General features: G+C 40.1%; 16 protein-coding genes. 8 read left to right on the top strand and 8 right to left on the bottom strand.

Features of this window, described 5'->3' with window-relative positions; all coding sequences use genetic code 11:
• Positions 1-3 precede the first annotated feature (3 nt).
• The 3 genes from GQR55_RS03670 to GQR55_RS03660 all read left to right on the top strand — a co-directional run bounded on the left by GQR55_RS03670 (position 4) and on the right by GQR55_RS03660 (position 3042).
• Positions 4-714, top strand: coding sequence for a DUF6445 family protein (locus tag GQR55_RS03670; RefSeq protein ID WP_166419475.1), 711 nt, complete (start codon positions 4-6; stop codon positions 712-714).
• Between the two features lie 7 nt (positions 715-721).
• On the top strand, positions 722-1549 hold the full coding sequence (locus GQR55_RS03665) for a ThuA domain-containing protein (RefSeq protein WP_166419474.1): 828 nt from the start codon (positions 722-724) through the stop codon (positions 1547-1549).
• A gap of 212 nt (positions 1550-1761) precedes the next feature.
• Positions 1762-3042 (top strand): glycosyl hydrolase family 8, encoded by a 1281-nt coding sequence (locus GQR55_RS03660; protein WP_166419473.1) that lies wholly within the window; start codon positions 1762-1764, stop codon positions 3040-3042.
• Positions 3043-3210: 168 nt separating this feature from the next.
• Here GQR55_RS03660 and GQR55_RS03655 read toward each other — a convergent pair whose 3' ends face one another.
• Positions 3211-4185, bottom strand: coding sequence for an SMP-30/gluconolactonase/LRE family protein (locus GQR55_RS03655; RefSeq protein ID WP_166419472.1), 975 nt, complete (start codon positions 4183-4185; stop codon positions 3211-3213).
• 115 nt (positions 4186-4300) lie between these two features.
• Here GQR55_RS03655 and GQR55_RS03650 point away from each other — a divergent pair, with 115 nt between their 5' ends.
• From GQR55_RS03650 to GQR55_RS03640, 3 genes are all read left to right on the top strand, one after another.
• Complete coding sequence (locus tag GQR55_RS03650) at positions 4301-5452, top strand: endo-1,4-beta-xylanase (protein ID WP_166419471.1); 1152 nt, start codon at positions 4301-4303, stop codon at positions 5450-5452.
• Positions 5453-6025: 573 nt separating this feature from the next.
• Positions 6026-8248 carry an endo-1,4-beta-xylanase gene (locus tag GQR55_RS03645; protein ID WP_166419470.1) on the top strand — a complete coding sequence of 741 codons (2223 nt, stop codon included), beginning with the start codon at positions 6026-6028 and terminating at the stop codon, positions 8246-8248.
• 355 nt (positions 8249-8603) lie between these two features.
• Entirely contained in the window at positions 8604-9341 is a 738-nt protein-coding gene (locus GQR55_RS03640) for a hypothetical protein (protein ID WP_166419469.1), read from the top strand.
• Between the two features lie 200 nt (positions 9342-9541).
• On the opposite strand, the gene GQR55_RS03635 is transcribed toward GQR55_RS03640, so the two are convergent.
• Positions 9542-10012, bottom strand: coding sequence for a cupin domain-containing protein (locus GQR55_RS03635; protein WP_231611854.1), 471 nt, complete (start codon positions 10010-10012; stop codon positions 9542-9544).
• Positions 10013-10181: 169 nt separating this feature from the next.
• On the opposite strand from GQR55_RS03635, the gene GQR55_RS03630 reads away from it, so the two are divergent.
• Entirely contained in the window at positions 10182-11330 is a 1149-nt protein-coding gene (locus GQR55_RS03630) for an endo-1,4-beta-xylanase (protein WP_166419468.1), read from the top strand.
• A 95-nt stretch (positions 11331-11425) separates the two neighbouring features.
• Here GQR55_RS03630 and GQR55_RS03625 read toward each other — a convergent pair whose 3' ends face one another.
• The 6 genes from GQR55_RS03625 to xylB all read right to left on the bottom strand — a co-directional run bounded on the left by GQR55_RS03625 (position 11426) and on the right by xylB (position 18767).
• Complete coding sequence (locus GQR55_RS03625) at positions 11426-12400, bottom strand: aldose epimerase family protein (RefSeq protein ID WP_166419467.1); 975 nt, start codon at positions 12398-12400, stop codon at positions 11426-11428.
• A 13-nt stretch (positions 12401-12413) separates the two neighbouring features.
• Positions 12414-12797 (bottom strand): hypothetical protein, encoded by a 384-nt coding sequence (locus GQR55_RS03620; protein ID WP_166419466.1) that lies wholly within the window; start codon positions 12795-12797, stop codon positions 12414-12416.
• Positions 12798-12904: 107 nt separating this feature from the next.
• Positions 12905-14923: a transketolase gene (gene tkt / locus GQR55_RS03615; RefSeq protein ID WP_166419465.1), complete on the bottom strand. Its 2019-nt coding sequence runs from the start codon at positions 14921-14923 to the stop codon at positions 12905-12907.
• Positions 14924-14981: 58 nt separating this feature from the next.
• Positions 14982-15920 (bottom strand): transaldolase, encoded by a 939-nt coding sequence (gene tal, locus GQR55_RS03610; RefSeq protein ID WP_197239303.1) that lies wholly within the window; start codon positions 15918-15920, stop codon positions 14982-14984.
• Between the two features lie 39 nt (positions 15921-15959).
• The gene (xylA, locus tag GQR55_RS03605; RefSeq protein WP_007375167.1) at positions 15960-17279 is read right to left on the bottom strand and encodes a xylose isomerase; all 1320 of its coding nucleotides are present in this window, start codon (positions 17277-17279) and stop codon (positions 15960-15962) included.
• 30 nt (positions 17280-17309) lie between these two features.
• Positions 17310-18767, bottom strand: coding sequence for a xylulokinase (gene xylB, locus GQR55_RS03600; RefSeq protein WP_166419464.1), 1458 nt, complete (start codon positions 18765-18767; stop codon positions 17310-17312).
• A 162-nt stretch (positions 18768-18929) separates the two neighbouring features.
• On the opposite strand from xylB, the gene GQR55_RS03595 reads away from it, so the two are divergent.
• Complete coding sequence (locus tag GQR55_RS03595) at positions 18930-19886, top strand: Gfo/Idh/MocA family oxidoreductase (protein ID WP_166419463.1); 957 nt, start codon at positions 18930-18932, stop codon at positions 19884-19886.
• Positions 19887-19920: the final 34 nt, after the last annotated feature.

Here is a 19920-nt window from a genome sequence, read left to right as displayed (position 1 = left end):
TTTATGCTAACACTTGGCAATAACTTACAGCCGCAGTATGAGTTTATAGGGCAAGAGCAAACGCCAATTATTATAATTGACGACTACCTTAGTGAGCGGCAAAAACTTATAAAATTAGCGCAAAGTGCTGCTCAAAGTAATGGGGAGTTTAAGCCCGACGAACTCACTCAATACCCAGGTTTACGTATGCCGCTGCCAAAGCAATGTGTGGTTGATTATTTAAAACCGCTTATACAGGGGTTTTATAACGTATTTAATATTGGGCAAACACTTACCCCATACCCAAAAGATAATACCTTATCGTTAATTACTAAAGCGGAGCGGGAACTATCACTAATACAAACCTTGCCACACTTTGATACAAACGATCCTAACTTAATTGCCATTATTCATTACCTTGGAGAGGGGGCGCATGGCGGAACGGGGTTTTTTAGGCATAAAAAAACAGGGTTTGAAACAATAAGCACAAAGCGCAAAAACACGTATTTAACGCATGCTCAACACATCCTTGAGTGCAGTAACGTAAAACCTAGCTACTGCACCCCACAGCACAGTGAGTTTGAGTGCTACAAGCACATACCTTACAAGCCAAATAGGCTTATTGTGTTTCCTGGGTATTTGCTGCATACAAGTTTGCTTAATACGGCTACCGATATTTCACCGTGTCCACAAACAGGGCGGCTAACGGCCAATATGTTTGTTCATTTTAAATAGGAATACTATGTTTTTTTCTTTACCTAGATTCGCATATAAAGGTTGGCTATTAAGCTTTTTTGTATTGGCGCTGAGTGCCACATCAGTGCAAAAAAGTCATGCTACAGGGTTTGATACTCTCCCTAAAAAGCAATTTAATGTGCTGCTATTTACAAAAACCGCAGGGTGGCACCACAAGTCGCAAACCGAAGGCGTTAAAGCGCTAGAACGCTTAGCCGATAAGCACTTTTTTAATTTAATTTGGCACGAAGAAAGTCATTATTTTAACGACGACTACTTAAAAAATGTTGATGTAGTGGTGTTTTTATCAACCACAGGCGATATTTTAAACCCAAAAGAGCAAGCCGCGCTTGAGCGATTTGTAAAAGCAGGTAAAGGCTTTGTGGGTATTCATAGCGCATCAGACACCGAATACGATTGGCCGTGGTATCAAAAGCTGGTGGGGCGCACCTTTAACATTCATCCTGTTATTCAAACCGGTGTATTAAGCAAAGTGCCTAATACTAACTTTATTGGCTTAAACCATATGCCGCAGGAAATGCTTTGGACTGACGAGTGGTACGAGTTTGGGCCAGAGCTCACTAAGTTAAACTACTTACTCACGGTTGATGAGCAAACTTACAACCCAACTGCTGATTGGGGTAATAACAAAACAGGCTCAGGCATGGGATCGTTTCATCCTATTTCGTGGCATCACAATTACGATGGCGGCCGATCATTTTATACCGCTCTTGGACATACTAATGCGGTGTATAGCAGTGAGTTTTTAACCGAGCATATTTATGGCGGTATTTATTGGGCTGCAACAGGTAAAGGGTTAAAAAGCAGTAATTAATGAATAACTCATAAATGTATTTTTTAATATTATTTACATCACTAAGGCCGCTTTTTTAAGCGGCCTTTTGCATTTTAGGCACTGTGTAAACACCTCACTCATTTAACTTAGTTTATAAAATAAACAAATAGCTTTGAGAATTGCTTGATCAAATGGTCAAAAAGACTATATTAAATTTGCACGCTGATATAATTCAAATAAAGAGGATAAACATGAAAGTATTTTTTAAAATAACAACTTTATTGTTAACACTAATAAGCTATCAATCATTCGCTGCATTTAATAATAACCCATCGAGTGTAGGCGCCAACAGCTCGGGGACATACCGTAACCTTGCTCAAGAAATGGGTAAAACGAACATACAGCAAAAAGTGAATAGTACTTTTGACAATATGTTTGGAAGTAATAATACCCAGCAATTGTATTACCCATACTCAGAAAATGGCGCATATAAAGCACACTACATAAAAGCAATTAACCCAGGCGAAGGTGATGATATAAGAACAGAAGGGCAATCATGGGGGATGACTGCTGCTGTTATGCTCTACAAGCAAGAAGAATTTGATAACTTATGGCGCTTTGCTAAAGCGTATCAAAAAAATCCAGACAATCACCCTGATGTAAAAAAACAAGGCGTTTATGCGTGGAAACTAAAGCTTAATCAAAACGGTTTTGTTTATAAAGTAGATGAAGGCCCGGCACCTGATGGCGAAGAGTACTTTGCTTTTGCACTACTTAATGCGTCAGCTCGTTGGGGTAATTCGGGCGAATTTGATTATTATGCTGATGCCATTACTATGTTAAACACAATTAAAAACAAGCTGATGCAAAACCAAATAATCCGTTTTTCACCTTACATTGATAACCTAACAGACCCTTCTTATCATATACCTGCGTTTTACGACTACTTTGCAAATAACGTGACTAATCAAGCCGACAAAAATTACTGGCGACAAGTGGCTACAAAAAGTAGAACCTTACTTAAAAACCATTTTACAAAAGTGAATGATAATCCGCATTGGAACTTACCTACATTTTTATCGCGCTTAGATGGCAGCCCTGTTATTGGTTACATTTTTAACGGCCAAGCAAACCCAGGCCAATGGTATGAGTTTGATGCATGGCGCGTAATTATGAATGTTGGCTTAGACGCGCACTTAATGGGGGCTCAGGCGTGGCATAAAAATGCAGTTAATAAAGCACTTGGCTTTTTAAGTTATGCAAAAACAAACAACAGTAAAAACTGTTACGAGCAAGTGTATTCGTACGGTGGAGCGCAAAACAAAGGCTGCGCAGGCGAAGGTCAAAAAGCAGCAAATGCAGTAGCGTTACTTGCTTCAACAAACACTGGGCAAGCAAATGAGTTTTTCAACGACTTTTGGTCTTTATCGCAACCAACGGGTGACTACCGTTACTACAATGGTTCGTTATATATGTTAGCTATGCTGCATGTATCGGGTAACTTTAAGTTTTACAACAACACGTTTAATTAAAATAACAATACCTAAGCAGCAAAAGCCTAAGTAGCAAAAATCTAAGTAGTAAAAGCTTAGGCAGCAAAATCTAGATAATAAAAAACCGGTGTAACCAAGTTACACCGGTTTTTTATGTATAACGAGTAAGCTAACTTTTCTCTTTAATAAGTTGCTTAACTAATTTAACTAATTAGCCAAACCCGCTACTTTTACATCAAGCGTAAACAAGCCCTTAGCGGTGGTTATTAATAATGTTTTTCGGTCTTTACCACCAAACGCAAGGTTGGTTACATTAGGGCCAAGTTCAACTTTATCGATAAACGCGCCACTTGGCGTGTAAATATTAATAACGCCTTTGCTGTGGCTACTTACGTAAATATTGCCAGCAGAGTCTACTTTTATACCATCTGGCGAGGTTACTTTAATAAAGTCTTCACGTGGTGAAATCTCACCATTTTTATCAATAGTGTATTTGCTTACGCGGTTGCTAAAGTCGCCAACATAAAGGGTATGCTGATCTGGCGAGAGCGCAACACCGTTGGGTTTTTCAAGCGTGGCGTCAATTAAACTAAGTACGCCTGTATTACTTAACTTATACACACCGGTATAAGGCATTTTTTGAGTGCGTTCGCCTATTTGCCAGTTAGGATCGGTAAAAAATATATCGCCATTTTTATGCATAGTCATATCGTTTGGCGAGCTAAAGCTTAGCCCATCAAACTCGCTAACTACCACGGTATTAGTTTTACTTCTTATATTAATTTTAGAAAGCGACTGCGTACTGTGGTTAAGCGTATAGAGGCTACCGTTTTTTGCATATAGGCCATTTGTACCACTGTGTTCTAAATAAGTGGTAAGGATATTGGGCAGCACTAATTTATAAATGGTCGAATCGGGGCCGAGTGCTTGCGAGCTTGCAAAGTTCATTTCAGAAAAATAAAACGCATTGTCTTGGCTTGACCACGTAGGCCCTTCTAAAAACAAAAGCTCGTCACTAACAAGTGTGGGTGTTACGCCTTTTATTAATGGTGACTGCTCATTGCTTTGGCTGTTTACAGCGTTTAACAAAGGTGTGTTTTCAAGTTGTTGTGCCAGCGCTGCTTTATTAAAACAGAGCATTAATACAACTAAACTTAGCGTTTTTTTGTGTGTTTTTAGCATGGACGTTTACTCAGGTTTGCTTAATTTATAATTAATGGTCATTTTGACTATATCATTTATTTTTTTCGTTGTATGATATTTATTGAAAATAATAACGATTCAACGGAGCACACACATGCATAAAAAACACACACTCAGCCTGCTTTTACTTGCAGGATCATTAAGCGTAAACGCTGCAAAAGACCAAGATCCAGCCCCAGTCCCAGCCCTTAAAAACACCTTTGCAGACTCATTTAAAATGGGGGTTGCTGTAAATCAAGATATAGTGACAGGCAAAAACGCAGCCGCGCAGTCAATTATTGCTAAGCAATTTAATACAGTCACCCTAGAAAACGCCATGAAAGCAGAAGTAATTTATCCGCAAAAAGGTAAGGTCGATTTTAGTGGTGCAGATGCATTTATAGATTTTGCCAAGCAAAATAACATGTTTACCGTAGCCCACACCTTAGTGTGGCATAACCAAACGCCTGACTGGTTTTTTACAAATAGCAAAAATGAGCCAAATACCCCAGCAGAGCAGTTAGAGCAAATGCGCAAACACATAGAGCTGGTAGCAGGGCGCTATAAAAACAAAGTAGATGCGTGGGATGTAGTTAACGAAGTAATTGCTGATGACGGATCTTATCGACCAACTGTGTGGGTTAACCGCGTAGGCGATGGCGATACTATGGTAAAAGCCGCATTTAAATACGCCCAGCAGTATTCGCCTAATACCGAACTTTACTACAATGACTTTAATGCATGGCGACCAGAAAAAAGAGACGGCATTATACGTATAATCAAAATGCTGCAAAAAGAAGGTATCCGCATCGATGGCATTGGCATACAAGCGCATTGGGGGCTTAACTTTCCTAAAATGCAATACATTGAACAAGCTATTGATGCATATGCCGCACTGGGTATAAAAGTGATGATCACCGAGCTTGATATAGACGTGCTGCCTTTAACAAAAGAAGGGCAAATCACCGGCACCGATATGATGAAACCACAGTTTCAGTTAGAAGAGTTTGAAACCTACCTCGACCCTTATAAAAATGGCTTACCTAGCGACGTAGAGGCGCAATTAAACGCCCGTTATAAAGCCTTGTTTGAACTGTTTTATGCAAAACGCGATAAAATAGACCGCGTAACCTTTTGGGGATTACACGACGGCATGTCGTGGAAAAACGACTATCCAATCCCAAACAGAACAAACTACCCATTACTATGGGATCGTAATTTAAACCCTAAGCCAGTTATTAAAAACATTGCTGAAGTAGTTCAGTAAATCGCATTGTGTAGTCAAAGCCGGCTATTTTTAAATACTCGGCTTTTTTTGTTTGGAAATTTCCATATAGGGGAAAATAAAAGTCACTTTACTAAGCGATGAGCTGGCAAACCTTGAACTTACCTAAGTAATACAAGCGCAAATATCACTTACACCTTCTATTTAATTATTTTCTTCAAACTCAAAGCAAACGCAATATGAAGCGGGTTAAATTTTAACCTTGATACTTATTGTTAAATAGACTATAACTATGTTGGTTTTAGGTTAATTTAATGATTGTATATTCACACACACGATATAGAACAATAAAAATTTAATTTAAGCCTTAACTATAACTCGATGATTTTAAGCTTATATATGTACCCTTGTACAAGGTGAATATTAACGTTTGAAGAGATATTAAAATAATAAACATAAATGACTGTTTGTTTTTCTAATTAGTTGTAGTCATATTGAATAATAGTTTCTGATGATGCAGTAGAAATACTCTTATCATATTTTATTTACTCAAATGGCTTTACTGCACCTAGTTTAAAAACGACTCATTTATTGCTTTAGTCTAAGGAATAAAAAATGAATAAATCGATTTTTCGTAACACCGGATTAGTGACCTTAGTGTCACTTTTAATGGCGTGCGGGGGGAATAATAAAGATACACCGGTGCCTGAACCCATACCGGAAGTAGTAGCCCCTGATACTCCAGAGCCTGAAGCGCCAATAGCAGCTGAAATAACAAATGGCGGGTTTGAAGAAGACACCGCAGGGCAAACAACACCTGTCGGAAATTGGGTATTTAGGCCAACACAAGAATCAAGCGCAACTTCTACTATAGAAGTAATAGAATCCGAAGAAGGCGTTAATACTTACAAAGGCACAAAAGCAGTTGAGGTGAGCGTTAATACATTGGGTGACAACCCGTGGGGTATTGAAATAGCTTATGAAGACCTTCCTATTACCGGAGGTAAAAATTATGAGTTTAGTGTTTGGGCCAAAGGTGAAGAGGGAACCAGTGCCGATTTTTGGATTCAAACGCCTGCGCCAGATTACGGTCAACTTAGCCTAGTAAAAGAAACACTCACAGGCGAGTGGCAAAAAATAACATTAACAGCTGCAACGGCCGAAGCTGACTCTTTAGTAAGGCTGGCAATTCACTTTTCAAAAGAAGAGAACATTAATAAGTCTATATACCTAGACGAATTTTCAGGCTTTATTTTAGACGATGTCCCAGCACAAGAAATACCTGATGTTCAATATAGCGAAGTAACAGCACAAAGTTTAAAAGCATTGGCACCTAATTTTAATATTGGCGTGGCTGTGCCAGCGGGTGGTTTTGGTAACAGCATAATAGATAGACCAGAAATTAAAACGATTATTGAACAACACTTTAATCAGCTCTCGGTTGAAAATATTATGAAGCCTACCTATTTACAACCAACCCAAGGCGAATTTTTTTACGATGATTCTGATGAGCTAGTTAACTACGCCAAAGACAACTCACTCACTGTGCATGGCCATGTTTTTGTGTGGCACTCGCAAATTGCGCCTTGGATGCAAAGTTTTCAAGGTGATAAAGCCGCGTGGATAACCATGATGGAAAACCACATCACTCAAGTTGCCACTCACTTTGAAGAAAAAGGCGATAACGATACCGTAGTTAGCTGGGATGTAGTTAACGAAGCGTTTATGGAAAATGGTAAATACCGTGGTGAAAAAACCACTGACGACAGCGCCGACGAATCTGTATGGTTTGAAAATATAGGATCCGAATTTTTACCATTAGCCTATAAAGCAGCAAGAGCGGCCGATCCTGATGCCGACTTATACTACAATGATTACAACCTGATTTGGAATGCTGATAAATTAGATGCCGTTATATCTATGGTTAACGATTTTCAAAACAATGGCGTGCCTATTGATGGTATAGGGTTTCAATCTCATATTTCACTTAACAGCCCTGACATTTCAACCATTCAGGCACATCTTCAAAAAGTGGTCGATATTCGCCCTAAAATTAAAGTAAAAATTACCGAGCTAGATGTTCGTATGAACAACGAAGGCGGCATTCCTCTAACTTACCTAACCAGTGAAAGAGCGGATGAACAAAAGCAGTATTACTATGATATTGTTAAAACATACCTAGAAACTGTACCTGAAGATCAACGCGGTGGCATAACTATTTGGGGCGTAATTGACGAGGATAGCTGGTTACAAAACTGGCCAGAGCCGACAACAGAATGGCCACTGTTATTTTTTAATGACTTTACTGCAAAACCTGCCTTACAAGGATTTGCTAATGCATTAAAAGAGTTAATTGAAGTTGTACAACCAGCACCTTCATCAGAGCTGCTAACTAATGGCGACTTTGAAGCCGGACTTGATTCATGGCAAGCGCGTGGCAGTGCAAGCATAACCTTAGAGTCAACCCAAGCTCATAGCGGTAATTATAGCGCTTTAGTACAAGGGCGAACTGAAACGTGGAATGGGATACAAAAGGATGTAAAAGGCTTATTTACAGCAGATAAAACCTATAACGTATCTGCATGGGTTAAGTTATCTGACGATACCAGTACCGTTTCACCAGATATAAAACTCACACTACAAATAGAGCACACTAGCACTGAATACCTTGAGTTGACGCCTGTTACAACAGTTGCAGCAGGCGACTGGATACAGTTATCGGGTACTTACACTCATTCAATTACAACGCAGGAAAGCGCCGCTTTACTTTATGTTGAGTCAAGTGAACTCACCGCTGACTTTTATGTGGATGATGTATCGGTAACCTTGGTCGAATAAAAACCTAGCTAAAGGAAATTAACCCCAGATTAAATAGTCTGTATTTTTATACAGACTATTTTTTTGCGCGGGCTTTAATTGTTTATGCTGGATGCAGCAGGGTAGCTTGTGTATTCAAAACCGAATATTTTTAAATGCTCCTCTATTTTATGTTTTCGGGGTTTTTCACAAAAATAAAAAATGAGAAGTGCCTCATGACTTTAAAGCATCATAGAAAGAGCATAGGGCTTAAAGTTTATAGCTAGTAATACGTTGTAGTATTTGGTACTAATACGGGAAATAAATACAATAATACATTTATCAGAAAACGAGATTTATTTATAACAGATAGATAGTTGCATAAGGATATATTATCGTGAATTGGATAGCTGCTTTTAATCGACTTTTCCTACTTTTAGATAAAAGTAATACACCTGCATACCATAGTGGGAATAGTTTCATTAAAGTGATTCAGCAATATGATAGAGAACAGCCTAGTTATTCTCTATATATTAAAGAAAGAAATAATCGAGGCCTTAGTACTACCAGGAAAGACTTTTATTGGGATATTTTAATTGGTTTAGATGACTCAGTGCGATTAGATGTTTTCAGAACTTTTATCGATATTATTTCCCCGCATTTTCCTACTGAAACTGATGAGCTTAAATCATATTTATTTAGCTCTGGCAATCCAGTTCCTCAAGTTGTAATTCCGCAAGATAACTGGAATTCTGAAAAATTAAATACACTAATAAAAAGAATAGATAACGCTATTGACCAGCAGAACTACAATCATTCAATGACATTATCGTATACATGTTTGGAAGGTTTATATAAAGCTTATGTATATAAGCATTTACCTCAAAGTTCTCAGTTAAGTGAATTAATACCTTTATCGAAACTTGTACGAGACGATATAACTACAAAATTGAATGCTATTGGGCCTTTTCCGCAGAATATGGTTACAAGTATTTCAACGCTTACAAGTGCGATAGGGAATTCACGAAATGGTTTTAGTGATTCTCATTTTGATAATGAATCGAATAAATGGCTAGCTAGTTATAGCCGAGATTTAGTGAACTCCATAGGGAGGTTGATTTTGCACTTTCTATGAAATAATAAAAATTAATTCATGAATGAGTGTAAATTTTAACGGCTCTTTGTTACTAAATAAAATGTATGATAGATAATTAAAAACAGCCTGATCTCACATCAGGCTGTTTTGTTTTCCTCTAAAAGCGAAGCGTCTCTTAACCTCTTTGTGCATCATTCTCTTGGTTTATTTCACTTGAAAACTCAAAAAGCCATTCAAAACTACTTAGCCTGATACCTCACTACCACAAACTTAAGTGGCACATCGCCGTTGTTATAAATCCCGTGTAGGTCATTAGGGGCTGCAAATAAAATATCCCCGGTGAGTGCTGGTTGGCTTTTGCCATTAAGTGTCCAGGTACCTGAGCCCTCAAGAATCATTAAGTATTCTTCATCGGGATGCTGGTGGGCGGGGTGTATTTCGTTATTAGGTTTAATAACCGCCACACCTGTAATAGCGCCTTTGGTAAGTGATGTATCGCCGTAAAAGTAGGTATGAAAATCACCGCCTTCGTAGTGAGTAATGTGCGCGTCTTTTTGGCTCACTATAGATGAGGTAAGTTGCTTGGGTTTATCTGCTGCGCTGACAGGTAATGCAGTAATTATTGCAGAAGTTAATGCAGCAGTTAATGCGACCGTTAATGCAAAGGTGCCTGCGGCTTTTAGTGATAAAGTGTTTGTTGTGTTTTTCATGTGTGTCCTTGCTAATTTATTTACTAATTATCTTGCTAGTTAGGTATGCAATTAAGAAATGTGTGCTGTGTTATTTTTGTTCAGTCTATTTCAATAAAACGTTGTTGTCAAAAAGACTATATGGTGTTAAGTTTACCTTGCACACTAAAAAACACACAACAGGTACATCATGCATAAAAATAAACTAACGATTGCTATTTTATTAGGAATGTCGAGCCTTACACTTGGCTGTAATGGCTCAGCAGAGCAAAGTAAACCGACTTTAAAAGCACAAAAAGCGCCGGCGCAATTAACGCTTAAAGCGCAATTTAAAGATCACTTTAAAATTGGTACCGCAATTAGCCGCGACCAAGTGTTAGGAGCTTTGCCTGAAGATTTAAACGTGGCTAAAGCGCAATTTAATACCTTTACGCCAGAAAATTCTATGAAGTGGGAACGTATACACCCAGAGCTTGAAACGTATGATTTTGAAGCCGCTGATGCGTTAGTTAAGTACGCACAAGAGAACAACCAAGAGTTAGTTGGGCATACATTAGTGTGGCATTCGCAAACACCTGATTGGGTTTTTGAAGATGAGCAGGGCGAACCGCTTACTCGCGACGCATTACTTAAGCGTATGCAAAACCATATTAATGCTGTTGCAGGGCGTTATAAAAACCGTATTTTTGCATGGGACGTTGTAAACGAAGCATTAAACGAAGACGGCACACTTCGTGAATCTAAATGGAGCACTATTATTGGTGACGACTTTATAGAATACGCGTTTAAATACGCTAAGCAGGCAGCGCCTAATGCCAAGCTGTATTACAACGACTACAACTTGTATAAGCCAGAAAAAAGAGCCGGTGCAATTACGCTTATTAAAAATTTACAAAGCAAAGGCATTGAAATAGATGGCATTGGCATGCAAGCGCATTATTCGCTTGATAACCCTGAGCTTTCGTTAATGGAAGACTCTATTGTGGCATACGCAGCAACGGGTATTGATGTGATGATAACCGAGCTTGATATTTCGGTTTTACCGTTCCCTGAAGGTGAAGAACAAGGCGCTGATATTTCGTTAGATATTGCGCTACAAGAGCGCTTTAATCCATATCCTGACGGATTGCCTAGTGAAGTAAATACCCAGTTAGGCGAGCGCTACAAAGCCGTGTTTAACATACTTAAAAAGCATGACGATAAAGTAAGCCGCGTAACATTTTGGGGTATAAGCGATGCAGGCACTTGGCGTAACGATTGGCCAATGCAAGGGCGCACCGATTACCCATTATTAATTGACCGTGAGTTAAAACTTAAAAGCTTTGTAAGCGATTTATAATAGCAAAAAACATTTAACCTCCCGTAAAGGATCGCTTAATAGCGATCCTTTTTTGGTTTTAAGCGCTTAAAATAGCTATTTTGATAGGTTTATTATTAAGATTTCAAGTTAGTTAAGCAGTAACTAATATGCGTTTGCAAAGGTACTTGTGGTGTTAAATAGCTAAATGGGAAGTGTGGGTTATTAGGGCTGTCGGGGAAAAATTGCGGCTCTAGGCAAATACCGTCAAATTGGTTAAACGGGCTTTTTAAATGCTGCCCTGTATAAACCTGAATAGCAGGGTAGTTAGAAAGCACACTCAGCATTACTTTTTCATCGGCGCTTGTAAGCGTCGCGTGTTGCTTATTGGCTTGCAGATTGAGTACTTGCTCGGTTACAAAGTTATGATCGAGTTTATCGGTTTTATTAAGCACCCGCGCATTTGTGTAGTCAAAAGTGGTATTTGCTACAGGGGCTATTAAACCTGTGGGAATGGCGTTTGTATCTACGGGGGTATAATGCGCGGCGGCCAGTTTTAATGTATGCCCTTGTGCGCTGTTAGTAATGCCATTTAAATTAAAATATGGGTGCGCTGTTGGCCCTGCAATCGTTTTTTTATTACTGGTAATCGTAAATTTAATATCAAGATTACTTTGGTTTTTACTGTTAGTGGTAAAGGTATACAGCACGTTAAATATAGTTTTACCGGGGTAGCCGTTATAACCATCGGGTAGGGTAATACTTAAACTTAACGCATTTTTTTGATGGTAATCGAGCTGCCAAAACAAGTCGCTTAATGCTTTTTGACCGCCGTGGAGTTGGTTTACGCCTTCGTTTTTATTAAGCGCATAGGCTTTATCATCAATGTTTATTTGGGCGTTACTTAGCCTGTTTGCATAAGGGCCGGCTACAGCGCCTAAGTAAAACGTGTCGTTTAAATAGTCATTAATATTAGAATAGCCAAGTATAATATTTCGTTTTTTATTATCAACATGGGTAACCCAGCTGGTAAGCCGGGCACCGTAGTTAATAATAGAAATAGTGTCGTTTGTCTCATTACTTAGTGTGTATTGAACAATTGAAGTTGTCATGTTGGTTACTCTTTTAATTGTTCATTCTGGCTTTTTTAATTTCTTCTTTTACGATTGGGTACAGATCGTATGTTGGATAAAACTCAGTGCTGTAGGCTTTCCAACCATAACGTTCAATCGATAAATTTACTTTTGGTAATAACGCTGCCGGAAAGCGCAAGGTAACTACTTGCCCTATACCCATCATTACTTTCCAAGATTCTACTGTAGCGCCCTCTGGTGGGAAGTGTTTGTAAAAGTTAGCGTTGTTTAGTATTTCTTTTATTTCAGAGAGGTTTTTTGATTGGTCGTGCTTTAAAAAAATCGTTAGCATTAGTTCATCATTTTGCTCGTCACTTGCCCATGCGTTAAAACTAGTACTTGCACTAAAAAGCATAATTAATAGTAAATATTTCATAGTTCACCTTTGTTAGTTAATTATAAAAATGCGCCGAGCTTTGGGAAGCTTAGCGCATTAATTGGATAAAGTTTGGATTATTTAGCGCATTACGCGTACTAAATATATTAAGTGTTGGCTTTAATTAACGCCTGCGCGGTGCTCACTACATTTTTGGTGGTAAAGCCAAAGTGCGCTAATAACACGTTACCTGGCGCCGACTCACCAAAAGTGCTCATACCAATTACTTTGCCTTGTAAGCCAACATATTTAAGCCAGTAGTCTTGGTGTGATGTTTCAATTGCAATACGGTTTGCTACCGAGTTTGGCAATACACTTTGCTTGTAATCGTCTGATTGTAGATCAAACAATGTGGTGCTTGGCATTGATACCACACGCACTGCAACACCTTGTGCTGTAAGCTCTTTTGAGGCTTGCATTGCTAAATCAACTTCAGAACCCGTTGCAATTAAAATAAGCTCAGGCGCTTTATTGCTTTCGCTAAGAATATAGCCGCCTTTTTCTATGTCGCTAATTTGCTGAGCGGTACGTGGCTGGTGGTTGAGCCCTTGGCGACTAAAAATAAGCGCTGTAGGTTGCTGCTGATTTTGTATTGCGTTTTTCCACGACACTGCAGTTTCTACTGCATCACATGGGCGCCATGTTACTAGGTTTGGGGTCATACGTAGGTTGGCTAGTTGCTCAATAGGTTGGTGAGTTGGACCGTCTTCACCTTGGCCAATAGAGTCGTGGGTATACACAAATATATTTTGAATACCCATAAGTGCCGACATTCTTACTGCGTTACGGGCGTATTCTATAAACATTAAAAATGTAGCACCGTAATTAATAAAACCACTGTGCAGTGATATGCCATTCATAATGCCGCTCATACCAAACTCGCGCACGCCATAAAACAGGTAATTACCGCTGGCGTCATCTGCGCTTATGCCTTTAGATCCAGACCACAGCGTTAAGTTAGAGCCGGCTAAATCGGCAGAGCCACCTAATAACTCTGGTAAATGCGGTGCAAAGGCTTCAATGGTGTTTTGCGAGGCTTTTCGGCTGGCAATATTAGCAGCGTCTTTGTTGCACTGTGCAATGTAGTCGTTTGCTATGGCTTCAAAGTTGTCAGGTAGCGTGCGTTTAATTACGCGACGCTCAAATTCTTTGCCAAGCTCTGGGTGGCTTTTGGTGTAGTCGCTAAACAGTTGCTGCCATTGTTTTTGTTTTTTATCACCGCTTTGTTTAGCGTCCCAATGTGCGTAAATATCATCACTGATACTAAATGCTTCATTTGGTAGGTTTAAAAATTTACGCGCAGCGGTTATTTCGTCATTACCTAATGGCGAGCCATGGCAGTCGTGCGAGCCTGATTTATTTGGCGAGCCAAAGCCAATCACGGTTTTACAACACAGTAGAGTAGGTTTGTCGCTCACTTGTTTGGCTTGTGCAATAGCGTTTGCAATTTGTTCTGGGTCGTGGCCGTCTATATCTTTTATTACATGCCAGCCGTAAGCGTCAAAGCGTTTAGCGGTGTCGTCTGTAAACCAGCCCTCAACGTGTCCGTCGATAGATATGCCGTTATCGTCCCAAAAAGCAATAAGTTTACCCAGGCCTAATGTGCCTGCAAGCGAACATGCTTCGTGCGATATGCCTTCCATTAAACAACCATCACCCATAAAGCAGTAAGTGTAATGATCAACAATATCAAAACTCTCTTTGTTAAATTGTGCTGCTAGGGCTTTTTCGGCAATAGCCATACCTACGGCATTTGATAAACCGGCGCCAAGCGGACCTGTGGTTGTTTCAACACCTGGGGTATAACCGTATTCAGGGTGACCTGGGGTTTTGGAATGCATTTGTCTAAATTGTTTAAGCTCGCTAAGTGGTAGTTCGTACCCGCTTAAATGCAATAAAGAATAAATAAGCATAGAGCCGTGCCCGTTACTGAGAACAAAGCGGTCTCGGTTTGGCCAATTAGGATCGTTTGGATTGTGGTTTAAAAAATCGTTCCACAGTACTTCGGCTATATCGGCCATACCCATAGGTGCGCCCGGATGCCCTGAATTTGCTTGCTGTACCGCATCCATACTGAGTGCGCGAATGGCATTAGCAAAAGGCGCACGAGAAGAAAGCTGAGTCATGTATTACCTCAAATAAAATTAAAAAAGCCCGCACGTAATGTGGCAGGCTTGAGGGAAATTAGTGTAGTAGGTCTTCAACCAATTTAGCCAAAATACGCTGGTCTTTGGCAAAGTTACGAATGCCTTCACCGAGCTTTTCGCTGGCCATTGGATCTTCGTTGTGCTGCCATAAAAACTGCTGATGGGTAAGCTCGGTTATTTCACTTCGCGGCGCTTTTGTTATGTTTGCAGCGTCAAGTTTAGTAACCAGTTCACCTTCTTGGCTTTGTAAGCTATTTAACAGCGGTGGCGAAATAGTGAGTAAATCACAGCCAGCAAGTTCGATTATTTCTTCAATGTTTCTAAAGCTTGCGCCCATTACCACGGTTTTATAATCGTACTTTTTGTAATACTGATAAATACCGGTAACCGACTGCACACCAGGATCTTCACTTGGGGTGTAATTTTTGTTTTCAGCCGCTTTGTACCAATCAAGAATACGACCAACAAACGGGGATATAAGTGTTACATTAGCTTGCGCGCACGCAATGGCTTGCGCCATCGAAAAAAGCAGCGTTAAGTTACACTTAATGCCTTCTTTTTCTAACTGCTCAGCGGCTTTAATGCCTTCCCACGTTGAAGCAAGTTTAATAAGTACGCGGTCTTTTGAAATACCCGCTTGCTCGTAAAGTGAAATAAGCTTACGCCCTTTGGCAATACTTGCTTGGGTGTCAAACGATAAACGCGCATCTACTTCGCTTGATATACGCCCAGGTATTACTTTTAGTATTTCACAGCCAAAATTAACAATAAGTTGGTCGCAAATAGCGTCAACGTCGTTGCCAGCTTTGCTTATAGCATCACTAATTAAATGTTTATACTGGGGTAATTTTGCAGCTTGTAAAATTAACGAAGGGTTGGTTGTTGCATCAACCGGTTGTAGAGCTTTGATTGACTCTACATCGCCACTGTCGGCAACGACTGTGGTTACTTTTTTGAGTTGTTCTAACAAGTTCATAATGATGTACGCCTCGGCTTTAAAACCGAGGCGATGTCCTTATACGTAGCGGTTAACAATATTCTCAAGCAGCTCTTGGCGACCAGAAACTTGCTTAGGATCGATGTTGTTCTCGTGTACTAAGGCAGAAAGGCTCTCAAGTGATTGCTCACCATTTAGAATGCTTTGACCTAGGTCTTCTTTCCAACCAGCGTAACGTTTTTCAACAAAATCAGTCAGCTCGCCACCTTCAATCATTGCTGCTGCATTGAGTAATGCTTTAGCCATTGTATCCATACCGCCAATGTGACCAATGAATAAGTCATCACGCTCACACGATTGACGACGAAGTTTAGTGTCAAAGTTAAAGCCACCGGTTGTAAAACCACCCATTTTTAAAATTTCGTAAACAACAAGTGTGCACTCGGCTACGTCGTTAGGAAATTGGTCAGTATCCCAACCGTTTTGCATGTCGCCACGGTTAGCGTCAATACTACCCATAATGCCCTCAGCGCAAGCAACTGCAATTTCGTGATGGAAACTATGACCCGCAAGTGTTGCGTGGTTTGCTTCAATGTTTACTTTAATTTCGTCTTGTAAGCCATGTTTATATAAAAAGCCTGCAACCGTTGCTGTATCGTAATCGTACTGGTGCTTAGTTGGCTCTTGTGGTTTTGGCTCAATTAATAATGTGCCTTTAAAACCAATTTTTTTCTTGTGCTCTACAACCATTTTCAAAAAGCGTGCGTACTGTTCGCTTTCTTGTGCAAGGTCTGTATTTAGTAGCGTGTCGTAACCTTCACGGCCACCCCAAAGTACGTAGTTTTCGCCGCCTAAGCGATGCGTAATTTCCATTGCATGTTTAACTTGTGCTGCTGCGTATGCATACGTATTAGGATTAGGGTTTGTTGCACCACCGGCACAAAAACGCTGATTTGAGAATAAGTTAGCAGTACCCCACAGTAGTTTTACACCTGTGCGCTGCATTTCTTTTTCGATAATGTTAGCTATGTGCGTTACGTTATCGTGGCTTTCTTGTAGTGTTTTGCCTTCAGGGGCAATATCAACATCATGAAAACAAAAGTAAGGAACGCCTAATTTTTCATAAAATTCAAAGGCTACTTTTACTTTTTGTTCAGCAAGTTCTAATTGATTGCCTACAGGTTGGATCCAAGGACGATCAAATGTACCTTCACCAAAAATATCAAACCCAGTAGAACAAAAGTTATGCCAGTAACAGGCTGCAAAACGTAAATGTTCTTTCATTGTTTTGCCAAGCACTACTTGGTTTTCGTCGTAGTAACGAAATGCAAATGGGTTTTTAGAGTTTTCACCCTCAAATTTAATTTTTTCAACGTTTGTAAAAAATTGCTCGCTCATAATGTGCTCCATTAATTTTATAATAGTGTATTAAAAGTATGTTTTTACACTTTGATAAAGTGCTTTGTATGTTGTGTATTGCTGTGCGTAAAAGTCTTGCATAACTGGGTCTGGCTCAATTGTTTGCGTTACTTTGCCGTTAACACACACTTGTTGTGCAGGGAGTTGTTCTACTCCTATTCGGGCAAGTCTTGCGGCGCCAAATGCAGGGCCAACTTCTGAGCCTTCTCGGTAAATAAGGGGGCGGTTAAGTACGCTTGCGATGATTTTTCCCCACAGTGGGCTCTTAGCGCCGCCACCAATAACGGTTACATCGTCAATTTGTGCGCCAGCATCAAGCAGAACTTGTTGGCCATCGGCAAAGGCAAAAGCAACGCCCTCGAGTACTGCGCGGCCAAGGGCTGCTGCATCGGTATCGCTGTCTAAACCAAAAAACACACCTTTGGCATCGGGGTTATTATGCGGCGTACGCTCGCCAGTTAAATAAGGTAAAAATATCACTGAGCTTGGTTTGCTAAAATCGCATTTACTTATTTGTTCAAGCAATGCGCTTTCGTTTTTAAAACCGGTTAATTTAGTGACCCAGGTTAAACAACTTGCTGCGCTTAACACCACTGACATTTGGTGCCAGGTGTTTTCAATGCAATGACAAAAAGTATGTACAGCACCTTCTGGGTTAGGCAGGTATTTATCGTTAGCAACAAAGTAAACGCCCGAAGTACCTAATGATAAAAACGCTTGTTTAGGCCTTACTACGCCAACACCGGCAGCGCCTGCGGCATTATCGCCACCACCTGCAACAACAGGCACTTGCTCCATACCCCATTTAGCAGCAACTTGGGCTGTTAATTTGCCAGTAATTTGTGTGCCCTCAAAAAGGGTAGGCATGTGCTGCTCTGTTAAGTCGCAAGCGCTAAGCATTTTTTGCGACCATGCTCTTTTTTCTACGTCTAGCCATAATGTGCCAGCCGAGTCAGACATGTCTGATGCAAAATCGCCGGTCATTAAAAAGCGTAGGTAGTCTTTTGGTAACAATACTTTGGCTACTTTGGCAAAATTTGCTGGCTCATGCTCTTTTAACCACACTAATTTTGGTGCAGTAAAACCAGGCATGGCAATGTTGCCGGTAATATTACGAGAGTTAGGTTCGCGTTTTTCAAGCTCTACACATTGCGCTGCGCTGCGCCCGTCGTTCCATAAAATGGCGGGGCGAATAATATTATTGTTTTTATCAAGTAGTGTTGCGCCATGCATTTGCCCAGAAAGGCCCACAGCCTTTACTGACTTTAGTAATGCAGGGTGAGTATTTTTAAGCTCCTCGATTGCGCTAGATGTAGCAAGCCACCAATCTGCTGGATTTTGTTCAGAAAAAAGGGGGGCCGGGCGTGAAACGCTCAAAGATCCGCTCGCTTGAGCAAGCAATTGGTCTTGCTCGTCTAAAATAATTACTTTTACACCTGAAGTGCCTAAATCGATACCAAGGAACATAAATGTGATGCTTAATGTTGTTTTAGTGTTAGCGCTAACATTAATGATTTGATATTGTTAAGTCAAGCTGGTTTTAAACTATGTTTAACAATTAATTTGCAAGTTTATAGCTTGATTGTTGGAGTTCACTTAAATTTCTTTTTAAGATCATAAGGAAACACTATGAAAAAAATAAATTGGGGTATTGTTGGTTGTGGCCGAATTGCGGCACAATTTTGTGAAGACTTAGCACATACCAATAATGGTGTTGCGTACGCGGTTGCAGCAAGAAGCGGGAGTGATGCAACCGCTTTTGCGAGCAAGTATGGTGCGGCCAATGCCTACGAAGGGTATCAAGCATTATTTGACGATAAAAACGTTGATGTGGTTTACATTGCGACCCCGCATAACTTTCACTTTAAAAATGCCAGCGATGCTATTAAAGCAGGTAAGCATGTATTGTGTGAAAAGCCCATTACGGTTTCGGCTGAAGAGTGTAAGCAGTTGTCTTTACTGGCTAAAAAGCACGACGTATTTTTAATGGAAGCCATGTGGACGTACTTTTTACCAGCAATACAAAAAGCTAAACAATGGGTAGAAGAAGGACGAATAGGCACTATTAAGCATGTTAAAGCCGACTTTGGCTACCCCGTGCCTTTTAATCCCGACGGGCGTGAATACAACCCCGATTTGGCGGGCGGTTGTTTACTTGATATGGGAATTTATCCGCTAGCTATTGCCAATTACTTTTTAAATAACGACCTGGAAAACTTATACGTAAGAGCAAATATTCGCTACAAAGGCGTAGAGGACGATGTACTTATTACGGCTAATTGTGGCGATGTAATGGTGAGCTTAGCAACGTCATTTCAATGTCGGTTAGGTAATGGCGCGTATATTATTGGCAACAAAGGCTATATAAAAATACCCGATGCATTTAGAGCTTATGAGTGCTCTTTGTATGAGCTTGATGATTTAATTGAGCATTTTGAAGATGGCAGGCAGTCACAAGGTTACAGCTTTGAAGCCCAAGAAGTAGGGCGCTTACTGAGCGAAAATAAACGAGAGAGTGACATTATGAGCCACTCTCAGAGTTTACTTTTACAATCGCAAATGGAGCGTATTAAAGCCCTGTTCTAAAATAGTTTTAAGAGAACTTTAAAAGAGCTTTAAA

Origin of the sequence: Pseudoalteromonas sp. Z1A8, assembly GCF_011378855.1 — a bacterium.
In the GTDB taxonomy this organism is placed as follows: domain Bacteria; phylum Pseudomonadota; class Gammaproteobacteria; order Enterobacterales; family Alteromonadaceae; genus Pseudoalteromonas.
This window is presented reverse-complemented; position numbering and strand designations above follow the sequence as displayed.